This is a genomic window from Halostagnicola sp. A-GB9-2, assembly GCF_030068615.1.
Classification (GTDB): Archaea; Halobacteriota; Halobacteria; order Halobacteriales; family Natrialbaceae; genus Halostagnicola.
The window spans coordinates 137,754-150,134 of record NZ_JASJOC010000001.1; the positions used below are offsets into that span (position 1 = coordinate 137,754).

Genomic DNA, 12,381 nt, shown 5'->3' on the forward strand with positions numbered 1-12,381 from the left:
TCTGCCCCATGCCGTCGTGGGTTTTCCTCGCACGAGCATGGTATAGCGCAGGCGGTGCGGTACGAACCGCTCATTGTCGTTCACTGGATCAGTGTGTAGCGCCCGGTCGGAGACGAAACGGCGAGTCGGGCCCGTCCGAACGTGACTCGAGTCAGGCTACGATACGGGCTGTCTAACCGCCAACACGACCAGATCCGAAAACGGTGTATCCGCCTCGCCGCTCCCGCCGGCGTGTTCCGATAGCTCGCCGAGCGTAAACCGGTGGATCTCCTCCTCGTCGTGGGTTAGCTTCTCGAGTACCAGCGCCTCGAGATCCGGGTCGGCTCCCTCCTCGAGCAGGAACTGCGCGAGGTCGCCGGGCATTCGGTCGTAGGGCCGGGGAAGCACCAGCGCGTGCCGGCCGTCAACCGTCACAGCACTCGCCAACCGAGCCATGTCGGCCTCGAGGTCGCCGCTCTTGTGCAACGTGACGAACTCGGTGTCCTCCATCGGCGTTCGGGCCCGGCTCGCGGCCATCTGGAGCGAGGAGATGCCGGGGATGACGCGAACCGGAATCTCGGTGGAGTTGCGTTCTATCGCGTCCTGACGAGCGTGCGAGTCAGGGCTCGTCGAGCTTTGCTCGACGGCGTCCTGCTGAGTCTGCGAAGCAGGGCTCGTGGAAACTCGTTCCACGGCGTCCTGACGAGCGTGCGAGTCAGGGCTCGTCGAGCTTTGCTCGACGGCGTCCTGCACTTTGCCGACGAACTGGTAACCGGAATGGTTCGGATCGCCCATCGCGACGGCAGTTCCGGACTCGCCGGCCGCGACGCGCCGACCGAACTCCTCGAGGGCGTCGGCCTCGTCCTTGTAACCGCAGGTCAGCAGGTCGGCGTCGGTGAACTCCTCGACGAACTCCACAACGGTCGTAAAGCCGACGACGACGTCCGCGTCCCGAATTGCCCGGCGTCCTCGAGGCGTGAGGTACTCCGGGTTCCCGGGGCCGACGCCGACGGCGTAGACGGGTTCGTCCGCGTCTTCGTCGATGACGGGTTCCGAACTCGCCGCAGCGAACGTCGCCGGATCCGGCCCCGCCTCGAGATCGTACTCGTCGCTCATCGGTCCTCGTCAGCGTCCTGAGCCGTTCGCTCGTCGGCCGTCAGTTCCAACTCGAGTCCCTCAGCCCGCACGTCTTTCGCGACGTGGATCAGCTCGTTCGTCAGCGCGGCCGCCAGTCCGCTTCCGCCGCGGCGACCGACGTTGGTGATCGCCGGAACGTCGTAGGCCTCGCTGATCTCGCGGATGCGCTGTCGGCTCTCCTCGGCCTTGACGAACCCGACCGGCGTCGCAACGATCGCGGCTGGACGAGTCCCGTTCTCGATACAGTCCGCGAGGGCGAACGCGGCGGTCGGCGCGTTTCCGACGACCGCGATCGCGTCGTCGTAGACGCCTTCCTTATCGAGTTCGAGCACCGAGGCGGCGGTTCGGGTCATTCCGGTCTCCTTCGCCAACTCGGCACCGTTACCGATCGCCTTGCGCTTCTCGCAGTTGTGGCCCCGGCCCGTAATACCAGCCTTGGACATCGTGATGTCGGTGACAATCGTCGTCTCCGCGAGCACCGCTCGAGCGCCCGCCCGAATCGGCGCGTCCTCGTCGTCGCCGAGTTCGTCACTCCCCGTAAATTCGATCAGGTGCTGGAACTCGATGTCGCCCATCGAGTGAACCGACTTCTGGCGGATCCGATCAGCGAGGGTCTCGTCGGGGACGAACTGCCGGACGATGTCCATGCTCGTCTCGGCGATATCCATCGCGTTCTGGGTCGTCGCGCCCAAATCGGCGTACTCTCGTTCGAAGTCCTGGGTTTCTTCTTGCGGTCCCGTTCCCGCTTTCTCAGTTCGTTCAGTCATCGGTGGTCACCCCGACGGCCTCGTTGGTCGTTCGCGCCTCGAGGTCGCCCTCGACGGTCAGGTTGATGTCCCGCAGTCGATCGACGGTCTCCTCATCGGCGTCCCACAGGTCGCGCTCGATCGCCTCGAGGAGGGTGTCCGAGATGGACTCGAGCGCCCACGGATTCACGTCGCGCATCCACTCCTGACGATCCTCGTCGAAGGCGAACTTCTCGGCTACCTCCTCCCAGAGCGTATCCGAGACGACGCCCGTCGTGGCGTCCCAGCCGAGGGTCACGTCGACTGTCGTCGAGAGATCGCCCGCGCCCTTGTAGCCGTGTTCCTCCATCGACTCGAGCCAGTCAGGGTTCAACACGCGGGCCCGCATCGACTTGCGGACCTTCTCCTCGTTCGTGTACACGTCGACGTTGTCCGGGTCCGACGAGTCGCCGACATACGAGGCGGGCTCCTCGCCCGAAATCTCGCTCACGGCCGAAATAAAGCCGCCGTGGAAGGCGTACCAGTCCGAGGAGTCGAACTCGTCCTGTTCCATCGTATCCTCGAGTTTGACCGTCGCGTCGACGCTCGAGAGCCGGCGTTCGAAGGAATCGTGAGCGTCGCTTACCTTCCCTCTCGAGCCCATGGCGTAGCCGCCCCATTGGACGTAGACGCTCGCGAGGTCGCTTCGGTCGTCCCAGTTACCCTCGTCGACGGCCTTGTTCGTCCCGGCACCGTAACCGCCGGGTTTCGTCGTGAAGACGCGGTGTTTGGCCGCCTTCCGTGCGTCTTTTGCGTCGAGCCCCTCTTCGTCCTCGAGTTCGGCCTGCTCCTCCTCGACGTGCTTTTTCACGTAGTTCATGTTGTGGGGTTCCTCGAGGTCGACGACCGCGTCGACGGCGTCGTGGATGACGCCCGCCGCGGCGGGGAAGGCGTCTCGGAAGAGCCCCGAAACGCGCGTCGTCACGTCGATTCTGGGCCGATCCAGTTCCTCGAGCGGAATCGGCTCCACGTCGTCGATCCGACCCGCGTCGGTCCACTGCGGCTCGACGCCCATCATCGCGAGCACTTGGGCGATCGTCTCGCCACGGGTGCGAACGGTCGGCGTCCCCCAGGCGACCACGCCGATCTCTTCGGGATACTCGTCGTTCTCGTTGTAATGGCGCTCGAGAACGCCTTCGGCGACGTCGCTGCCGACCTGCCAGGCGGCCTTTGCCGGCACCTTGCGTGGATCGAGCGTGTAGAAGTTCCGCGCCGTCGGAAGCAGGTCGACGCCGCCGCGTGTCGGCGCGCCGGAGCCGCCCGGCGGAACGTACTCTCCGTTGAGGGCATCCGCTGTCCGCGGGATCTCGTCTTCAGCCCCCTGGACGCGAGGCTGAGCTTCCTCGCAGATGTACGCCAGTGCCTTCCGAAGGTCGTCGTGTGCGCCGGATTTCGCCCGCGCGTCGCCGATCGTCTCGAGGTCGACGACGAGCAGATTCATGTTGACCTCGTCGTCAGGCCCACCGTCCACCTCGGATTCGGGCACGTCGAACTCGTATTCGGCGAGCGTCTCGAGCAACTCGACGCTGGTCTCGAAGACGCGATCGGACGCCTCCGCGTAGGTCATGCCGAGGTCGTCGTCGAAGGCTCCCGGCGAGTCGAGCATCGTCTGGTAGTCGATTCCCAGCACGCCGGCGACGCTCTCGCGAAGGCTCGGCGCGCCCGGGTTCTCGAGTCGGGTGAGCGCGACCAAGTACTCGACGAGGCGTTCACCCTCCGGCGGTTCGGACATCGTGTGCAGCCCCAGTCGAATCTGGGTCGTTTTGACGTCCGTGAGGTACTCGTGGATCCGTTCGACGAGGTCGTCGATCTCGAGGGAATCGCCCGACACCTCGCCCTCGGCGAGGGTCGTTCCCGACTCCTCGGGGCCGCGAACGTCGACCTTCTCGTCTATCTCTCCCGAAATGCCGAGCTCGACCGCGAGATCTAACTCCTCGACTGTCTCCCGGATGAGCGTCTCGAGGTGTTCGCCGTCGTCCGCGCGGGCGTCTTCCATCCCCGCTTCGCGGTACTGGTTCGCGAGTTCCTCGAGTTCCGATAACTCGTCGTAGGTGCCCGCGTTCCGCATGACCGGCGTCAGGTAGTCGACGATCGCGGCGTAGGACCGGCGCTTGGCCTGGGTCCCTTCGCCAGGGTTGTTCACGATGTAGGGGTAGACGTTCGGCAGGTCGTCGATCAGTTGATCGGGCGCGCTCTCGCCGTCGAGGCCGACGGTCTTGCCGGGGAGCCACTCGAGGCTCCCGTGGGTTCCCAGGTGGACGACCGCGTCGGCGTCGTAGGTGTCTCGCATCCAGCTATAGAACGCGTAGTAGTCGTGTGGCGGCTGAAGGTCCGAATCGTGGTACACCTTCGAGGGATCCATCCCGAACCCGCGCGGGGGCTGGACGGTGACGAGCACGTTGCCGAACTCGACGCCAGGAATCGCGAACGGTCGATCCGGCGCCTCGCCCCACTCCCCGAGGACGTTTTCCCGAAACCGCTCGTCCGCGTCCGCGAACCAGTCGGCGTACTGGTCGCTCGAGACCACATCAACAGAGAGGTCTCGGACATCCTCCGGCGCGACCCAGCGATCCTCGAGTGTGAGCTGTGCGGTCAGCTTCTCGACGAGCGTCTGGCCGTCTTCGGGCATCTTGCCACCGAGATCGTAATTCCGGGCATCGAGTTCCTCAAGCAGGTTAACCGTGCTCTCGGGTGAGTCCAGACCGAATGCGGTCCCGATCCCGTCATCGCTCGGCGGGTAGTTGTGCAGGACGACGGCAACCTTCTTCTCCTCGTTCGGCGTGTGTCGGAGCTCGGCCCAGTTGACCGCCAGCCGGGTCGCGTGGTCGACTCGGTCCTCGATCGGGTAGTGGTGTTTTGGCGCGCTTCCGATCCCAGCCTCGTCGTCGGTTCGCTCCTTACCCGAGATCGGGTGGGTGATGACGTTGCCGTCGAACTCCGGGAGCGCGACGGAAAGGGCGAGTTCGAAGCCCATCACGCCCGTATCGTTCGATTCGTACCTCGAGCGCGAGCGCATCGTCGTGATCGTCTGAAGGACTGGTACGCCGAGGCGATCGAGGAAGACGTCTTCCGCCGAACTCCCTTCGTCGTCGGCACTCCGTCCGCGCTCGTCCATCGAGAGCGAGAACATGAACGAGGAGAGGACCGCATCGACGATCGGTTCTCCCTGCTTATCGATGAGCCAGCTATCAGTTACCCACTCCGCGTCTTCCTGTTCTTCCGTATCGGTCGCCGGGTTACAGAATATCGGGAGCGCATTCGCACCCTGTTCCTCGAGCGCTCGGACCTGCGCATCGACGTACCGGGTGTTCTCGTGGGTCCAGTGCGATTCGTAGAACCAGACGGCTACCGTCGGCCGATCCGGGTCGAAGGTCTCGAGGAGTTCCTCGTACTCGATCCCCGGATGGTCGGGGTGGTAGACGCCCTCGGTCGGGAGCGCGGTGGGGTCGGCGTATTCGGCGTTGAGGGCGTCGTTTTCGGCAGCATCTCCGTACTCCGAGACGAGGTATCGACACAGGTTCTCGACGTTTATCGTCCCGCCCTTCTCGAGGTACTCGTAGGCGAGGTCCCGGTGTGAATCGCTGACGGTCGTATCCTCAAACGCGTAGGCGTCGCCGGTCGCTTTCACGACGAGCGGAACGCCCGCGTCCTCGAGTTCGGCCGTCGCGTAATCGTATCCCGGCATGCTGTCTTCGGCCCCGTGGAGCCAGAAGATCGCAGCCGTCGCTTCGGTTAGTTCGTCGACGAACGCCTCGATCGACGTCTCGTCGTCCAGGTCCGACTCGGACCTGACGACAAGGTCAACGCCCTCGAGGCGGTCTGCGGCCTCGCCGATCGAGCCGAGCTCGTTCTCGGTCGCGGTGTAGATCCCGATAGATGTCATCGTGTTTTTAAACCTCTGTTGTATTAGCTCAAGCATGGTTGCAAACGCTGGAGACAAAAAGGTATCGTCACTGCCCTTTCCAGCGATCGTCGGACAACAGGAACTCAAGCGAGTGTTGCTCGCCGTCGCAGTCAACGACGAACTCGACGGCGCACTCGTTGCCGGCGAAAAAGGGACGGCGAAGTCGACGGCCGTTCGCGCACTGATCGACCTGCTTCCCGAACAACGGGTCGTTGCGGACTGTCCGTACGGCTGTTCGCCGGACGATCCAACCCAGCAGTGTGAGGATTGTCGAGAGCGCAGTAGTCGGAACCATGGGGAGCTCCCGGTCGAGACACGACCGGTTCCGCTCGTGACGCTTCCCCTTGGAGCCACTCGCGACCGCGTCGTCGGCACCCTCTCTGTCGAAGACGCGCTCGCCGGCGAAGCCGACTTTGACCCCGGCCTGCTCGCTCGATCCCACCGCGGAATCCTCTACGTCGACGAGGTCAATTTGCTCGGGGATCACCTGGTCGACGTTATCCTCGATGCGGCGGCTTCCGGCGTCAACACCGTCGAACGGGACGGGATGAGCGTCTCTCATCCCGCCGAGTTTACGCTCGTCGGAACGATGAATCCCGAAGAGGGAGACCTCCGGCCCCAGCTTCGAGATCGGTTCGCACTGCAGGCCACCGTCGAAGGTTGTCGGGAAATCGAGGATCGCGTCGAAGTCATCGATCGATCGCTCGGGCTCGAGCGGGACGACCCGGGCACGGAGTACGCCGACGACGTTCGGAAGCTCCGGAGCGACCTCGAGGACGCCAGAGAACGCCTCGAGTCCGTCGATCTCCCCGACGATTTCAAGGCGGACATCGCTCGCCTCTGCCTCGAGGCCGGCGTCGACGGTCACCGCGGGGACGTTGCCACCGCCCGAACGGCCAGAACGTTGGCCGCACTCGAGGGCCGCACGACGGTTATCGAACCCGATGTCCACGAGGCGGCGTCCTACACCCTCCCCCACCGCCTCCGAAGTACGCCGTTCGAGGAAACGCCGGACCTCGAGGACTTGCTTGAGGAGGAGTTCGACGACTCGTCCGACGCGGGAGACAGAGAGCGTGACGATGACCACGATTCGGACGACGTCGATGAAGCGAACGGCGGACCCGAGGGAAACGAAACGACGAGCGATGACGAGTCGGGACACGACGAGGGCGACGCTCGAGACGGGCAAGATTCGCCCGGCGATACCGATTCTAGTGGAGAGGACGAACGGACGTCCGAATCGACGCCGGAACTGACAGCAGCGGACGATTCGACCGACAGCGAAAAGAGCAAGGAGCGGTCTTCCACCCGGACCGGACAGCAAGCGGATGCAGGATCCGAGGCGGGCGAAGACGGCAGCGGCGACGATAGCCGCGGCGAAACTGACGAAAGCGGTGATGACGGCACCGACGACGAAACGGCAACGCCACTGCTCCCCGGTCAACGAGCCGATATCGGGGAAGCCGCCGCACCGAGTATCGACGTCGATCTCAGCGACCACGAGACGCCCGATAACGCGTCCGGCGGTTCTCGAGCGAAAACGACTCCGACCACCGACGGCCGCGGAGCCCGCGTTCGCACCGAACAGCTTTCGACGAACGGTGAAAGCGGCTCGATCGACGCCGCTGCCTCCGTTCGATCTGCCGCGAACCGCGGCGAGTCAAGCGTCGACAAGCGGGATCTCCGGCAATCCGTCCGAAGCGGCGACGCCGCGGTGACGATCGTCTTCGCAGTCGACGCGAGCGCCTCGATGCGTCCCGCGATGCGAACGGCGAAAGGCGTCGTCCTCGACCTCCTTCGGGATAGCTACCAGAATCGCGACGAAGTCGCGTTCGTGGCGTTTGCCGGGGACAACGCCGACGTACTCTTACCGCCGACCAACAGCATCACGCTCGCTGCCCGGCACCTGAAAGACCTCCCCTCCGGTGACCGAACGCCGCTTCCGGCTGGTCTCGAGACGACTCGAGCGGTACTCGATCGCACGGAATCCGACGCCTCGGTCGTCGTCCTCGTCACCGACGGCGGCGCGAACGTCGCAGGCGAAAACGGCAGTCCGACCGATGCGACGCGGCAAGCGGCCCGACGGCTCGAGTCGACGGGTGCGTCGGTCGTAGTCGTCGATGCGGGGGACGACTCTCGAGCCGGGCTCTCCGAACTCGTCGCCGCCGAAACGGGTGGCGAACTCGTTTCGCTGTCAGCGCTCTCGGTGGAGGCCGTACGTTCGGCTGTAGAAGGAACGTCGACTACCGATTGACATCCACCCCGCCCTGAAGGGCGGGGCTTTCTCATCGCACTTCCGTAAGCCGGGTAGCCCGGGAGTTTGGGCCACCTATCCGCTTTCGTCCTGCTCCGGCCACGAGATCATCTCGTCGTAATCCCCCGGCGCAACCGGCCCGTCGAGTAGCGGGTCATCGGTTTCCTCCATCCACTCTCGAAGCCTTGACGCGAGTCTGAGTCGGACGTCTTCGTACTGCGGCTCGTAGATGAGGTTTTGGCCCTCCTGTGGATCGTTCTCGAGGTTGTACAGTTCCTCGTAGGCTCGCAACGGGGTGGCGTACTCCTCGCGCACTTCCCGTCCGGCTAGACTCGAGAAGATGTCGGCAGTCAGATAGACCTTTGGCAGGTGCCAGAAGTTCCGAATGTACTTGTACCGCTGCGTTCGGATCGCTCTGACAGGGTTGTACATGTCGTGCCAGGTGATCTCGGCGAACAGTCGCTCGCGCTCCTCGTAGTCGTTGTTCCCCGCTTGGGCCTCGTCCTCGTCGTCCGTTTCTCCGCTGGCCACGAGCGAGTGAAAGCTCCGGCCACCGAGGTCATCGGGAATATCGGACCCAATTAGCTCGAGAAGCGTCGGTAAAACGTCGACGTTGCTGATGAGTTCGTCGTAGCGCTCGTCCGGTTCGACGATGCCGGGGTACCGAACGAGAAACGCCGCCTCGATTCCCGGATCGTAACATGACCCCTTCGCTCGAGGAAACGCGATACCATGTTCCGTCGTGAAGATCACCACCGTCTCTTCGGCTATCCCGTTTTCCTCGAGTCCCTCGAGGATCGTGCCGACGGCATCGTCGATGGCGTATAACATCCGCCGCATCGCAGCGAGGTCTCGCCGAATTCCCTGTCGATCGGGAAGATAGGGGAGCGGCTGGACTTCCTCGGGATCATCACAGCCATAGAAATCGGATTCGAACCCAAATCGTCCGTTCTCTTCCTCGGCGCGGTGGGCTTCGAAAAATCCGATCGACGCGAAAAACGGCTTCTCGTACAACTCCTTCTCGAGAAACGTCGACACGACCGATGCGACGGTCCGGGCTCGGTTCACCTGATGAACTTCGGGCGAAACGCCCGGATACAGGTTCCCCTCCGAGTGAACGTACTCGTACTCGAGCCGGTCGGTATCCTGTGCGATGTGTTGCAGGCCGAAGAGGTGCGTTTCGTACCCTTCTTCGTTGAAATATTGCGGCATCACTTGTCGACCGGATTCGATCTCCCACTCTCCGTGTGCTAATCCCATCAGCCCGTTCACGTGGGGCATCTGGCCGGTCATCAGGCTCCCGCGGCTTGGAGAACACTGCGGTGCGCTGACGTAGTGGTTCTCGAGTAAGGCGCCCTCCTTCGCGAGCGAATCCAGATTCGGCGTCTCGATATCTACCCCATAGCAGCCGAGATGCTGACCGATATCGTGACAGTGAATCAAAAGAACGTTCGGCTGGGTGTCGGCCATTGCGTCCCCATCCACTACAGAATGGCGGATAAGTGTTGGCCGTCAGTTGGGTCCCGTTTCAGGAACGATGCAACGAGTTTGCAACGTTCTGTCGCGAAACTACTCCTCAAACAACTCGTCGACAGCCGATCGTCCTGCAAGCGCCGCTTCGTCGGCGACGGCTTCGGGGTCGTCTGCGTCTTCGGGTGCGTCGAGGTAGACGTCGATTTCTAACACACCATCCTCGAAAACAGCCGTGACATCACAATCGCGGACCGCCGACTGCTTGTACCGCGAAAAAATGACCCCTTCCGCAGCGTCGGAGGCGGTCTGGACGACCGTCTCCGGGTCGGGTTCTGACTCCGCTTTCGTATCTGTGTCCATTGCTAGTTCAGTTGTTGTTGTGGGTTATGAAGCCCCAAAAATTGGGGGTTCGTGGTCGTATTCCGTCTCGAGTCGAATCCGCCTGTCTCAGCGCGATTCGTTTTTATGCGCCACCTGCGCCTGGGCCGCCTGGGCCTGCCGGGCCGCCCATGCCGCCGCCAAGCATCTGCTCGAGTTCTTCCTGTAGGGACTCGAACTGGTCCTGGACGCGCTCTTCTTGCTTCTCGAGGGTTTCGAGTCGGATTTCGAGGCTGTCGACCTTCTCGTCGAGGTCGTCTTCGGCTTCGTCGTACTCGGTCTCGACGAGGAGTTCGCCAACCTGTCGGTACATCGTCGTGTCGCCCTCGATGTTCTCGAGTTCCTCGAGTGCGTTCTCGGCGTCGGTGAGCGAGGATTCGGCTTCCTGCTTCTGGACGGCGACCGTCTGGGCGGTCTCCTGAAGGTCCTGCAGTTCCTCGATTTTCTCCTGTGCTTCCGGCGGTAGATTACCTTGCATACCTCGACCGTAGCCCTCCGGACTGATAAAGCCAAGCTTTGCGTTCGGAGATCGGTTGCACGCTCTGTTGACCGTCGACCCCACCGTCGGTCAGACGAACCGTTCGCCGGCAGTTGCGATCTCCTCTGCGATATCGATCAGCGAGAACCAGGTATTGAGTGCCGCTCGAAGGGCGATGACGTCCGCGGCTTCGATCTCGACGAAAACGGTTTGGTCGCTTCGGGAAATAGTCGTTCGAGACCGTTCGTCGTCGATTTCGCCGATCTCTCGAGAAACGCTTTCGGCGACGATACGCGCTCGAGTTCCGCTCTCGTAGTCGAACTCGAGGGTCGCGCCGTGAAGAGACACGCTATCAGTGGGCGTCGACTTCTTTGACGTCTCGGCTGCGCTCTTTGAGAAGGACTCGGTGTCCACAGTAGGGACAGCGGACGCCGCCGTATTCGTCGAGTTGCACGTCGCGTTTACAGCGGGAACATTTGTAGCTCATGGTGAACTGACTCTGTGAGGTCGCTAGTCGTCGCTCTCGTCTTCGGACAGCGCGGCTCGAATCGATCGAGTCACGGTTTTGCCGGCCGGGGTCTGCGGGCGGTAGGCACCGCCGGTGAACACTTCACCGGTCTCGTCGTTCTTCCAGATGCCGGTTCCGACGCGAGTGACGTCGTCGCCGTCGACCTGTGCGTTTTCCATGTCCGCTTCGATCTCGCTCACTCGTCGTCGCGAAACGCGTCCGTAGCGTGCACCGAATCGGCCAGCGCTACCGACGATTCCGGAGTTGTTGCTCATAGTATCGTATGCTATCCCCAGCGGATTCATAAAGCTGTTGAGTCACGCTCGTCCAGCCGTCCCGTTGGTCGTGGCTGGCGCCCACAGCAGTTCTCGAACGACGACACCCAGTGCGGCCAGATAGCCAGCCGGTGCGAGCGGTGCGGCGAGTAATCCCGTTCCGATTCCGGTGACTGCGATGAGCGTTTGGACAGTAAGGCCGCTCACCGCAAGCACTGGAATCAGCGCCAGGACGATGTCGGCGCGTTCGAGCATCGTAATTACATCTAATTACGGCTTGCCGGATAAGTGACTGACAACCAGCAGGTTCTGTCTCTTCCATCGAGTCGAACGGATCGATAGGCGACGAGCGTCCCGGAACCCGACTCTCACTCCTGCGATCGCTCTTAACCTGGTTCGGAGTACGCTTTGGCTACTGAAACTCCTCCTCGTCGAGCACATCGTTGAGATCATCACGAACACGTTCGCCCATCTCTCGGTCGCGTGCGGTCGTCACGATCCGGTTTTCCTGCACGCTCGAGCCGTCTCGCAAAAGGAGGCGAATGTTTCCGCCGTCGTCGGCTCGAGTGACTTTTGCGCGCAACCCCGACTGCGACCCCTTGCCGCCCGCGTCGATCGGTCCGGGGATGACTTTCTTTACGTGCGGGTGACCCGCGACGGTCTGAATGGCCCGCATCCCCGTACGCCCGCCGATGAGCGTCGTGTGGCTCCCACCGATCTTCTCCTCAAGCGGGAGATTGACGACGTCAAGCGCTCGCTCCCCGTTGCGCTCGATGACGGCCTCGACGGGATTCGCGTCGTCGACGCGATAGAACGTGTGGTGGAGGGTGTTTCGAACGGCTCGAATGACCGGCCGATCGCCCGCCGCATAGACTTCCTCCGGCCGTTTTCTTCGGATTTCATCGCCGATAAGCTCCGCGAAGTTTCGAAACTCGACGGTTTCCTCCTCGCCGGTTTCGGGAACCGTCGTGATCGTCGTCTCGCCGAGAACCGTCTCCTCGGCGAGCATCGTGATCGTCGCCCGCTCGCGACCTGCCTCGAGAACGATCCGCTCCGTATTCTCCTCCCGACAGACCAGACAGAAGTCTCCGGGTTTCTCGAGCGGCGACGCGCAGTGGCGACACTCCATGGCTCTGTGCCCATTTGATGCCGTTCGTGTAAAACGCCCGCGCTTTCACTCGAGAAGGACGCGTTCGGAAGCGACGGGACG

The 12,381-nt window shown here is 62.9% G+C and carries 12 protein-coding genes; 1 reads left to right on the forward strand and 11 read right to left on the reverse strand.

What is annotated here, in order from left to right; translation table 11 throughout:
* Positions 1-156 precede the first annotated feature (156 nt).
* Genes QNM96_RS00740 through cobN form a run of 3 tightly spaced genes read right to left on the reverse strand, consistent with a single transcriptional unit; the run spans position 157 to position 5,784 of the window.
* Positions 157-1,095 (reverse strand): cobalt-precorrin-7 (C(5))-methyltransferase, encoded by a 939-nt coding sequence (locus tag QNM96_RS00740; RefSeq protein ID WP_283834090.1) that lies wholly within the window; start codon positions 1,093-1,095, stop codon positions 157-159.
* Positions 1,092-1,883 carry a precorrin-8X methylmutase gene (locus tag QNM96_RS00745; RefSeq protein WP_283834091.1) on the reverse strand — a complete coding sequence of 264 codons (792 nt, stop codon included), beginning with the start codon at positions 1,881-1,883 and terminating at the stop codon, positions 1,092-1,094. Before QNM96_RS00745 ends, QNM96_RS00740 begins: the two co-directional genes overlap by 4 nt.
* Entirely contained in the window at positions 1,876-5,784 is a 3,909-nt protein-coding gene (gene cobN / locus QNM96_RS00750) for a cobaltochelatase subunit CobN (RefSeq protein WP_283834092.1), read from the reverse strand. The genes QNM96_RS00745 and cobN overlap by 8 nt, the downstream gene beginning before the upstream one ends.
* 34 nt (positions 5,785-5,818) lie before the next feature.
* On the opposite strand from cobN, the gene QNM96_RS00755 reads away from it, so the two are divergent.
* Positions 5,819-8,059 (forward strand): VWA domain-containing protein, encoded by a 2,241-nt coding sequence (locus QNM96_RS00755; RefSeq protein ID WP_283834093.1) that lies wholly within the window; start codon positions 5,819-5,821, stop codon positions 8,057-8,059.
* A gap of 75 nt (positions 8,060-8,134) precedes the next feature.
* Here the strand turns inward: QNM96_RS00755 and QNM96_RS00760 are convergent, their stop codons facing one another.
* The 8 genes from QNM96_RS00760 to QNM96_RS00795 form a co-directional block, all read right to left on the reverse strand.
* Positions 8,135-9,529 (reverse strand): sulfatase, encoded by a 1,395-nt coding sequence (locus tag QNM96_RS00760; RefSeq protein ID WP_283834094.1) that lies wholly within the window; start codon positions 9,527-9,529, stop codon positions 8,135-8,137.
* Positions 9,530-9,628: 99 nt separating this feature from the next.
* A complete protein-coding gene (locus QNM96_RS00765) occupies positions 9,629-9,892 on the reverse strand; it encodes a DUF3194 domain-containing protein (protein WP_283834095.1) in 264 nt (87 codons plus the stop codon).
* A gap of 103 nt (positions 9,893-9,995) precedes the next feature.
* Positions 9,996-10,388: a prefoldin subunit beta gene (locus QNM96_RS00770; RefSeq protein WP_283834096.1), complete on the reverse strand. Its 393-nt coding sequence runs from the start codon at positions 10,386-10,388 to the stop codon at positions 9,996-9,998.
* A gap of 90 nt (positions 10,389-10,478) precedes the next feature.
* A complete protein-coding gene (locus tag QNM96_RS00775; RefSeq protein ID WP_283834097.1) occupies positions 10,479-10,736 on the reverse strand; it encodes a KEOPS complex subunit Pcc1 in 258 nt (85 codons plus the stop codon).
* Positions 10,737-10,740: 4 nt separating this feature from the next.
* On the reverse strand, positions 10,741-10,875 hold the full coding sequence (locus tag QNM96_RS00780; protein WP_283834098.1) for a DNA-directed RNA polymerase subunit P: 135 nt from the start codon (positions 10,873-10,875) through the stop codon (positions 10,741-10,743).
* 23 nt (positions 10,876-10,898) lie between these two features.
* A complete protein-coding gene (locus QNM96_RS00785) occupies positions 10,899-11,171 on the reverse strand; it encodes a 50S ribosomal protein L37ae (protein WP_283834099.1) in 273 nt (90 codons plus the stop codon).
* Positions 11,172-11,213: 42 nt separating this feature from the next.
* Positions 11,214-11,426 carry a hypothetical protein gene (locus tag QNM96_RS00790; protein ID WP_283834100.1) on the reverse strand — a complete coding sequence of 71 codons (213 nt, stop codon included), beginning with the start codon at positions 11,424-11,426 and terminating at the stop codon, positions 11,214-11,216.
* Positions 11,427-11,583: 157 nt separating this feature from the next.
* On the reverse strand, positions 11,584-12,300 hold the full coding sequence (locus tag QNM96_RS00795; protein WP_283834101.1) for a DUF2103 domain-containing protein: 717 nt from the start codon (positions 12,298-12,300) through the stop codon (positions 11,584-11,586).
* Between the last annotated feature and the right edge of the window lie 81 nt (positions 12,301-12,381).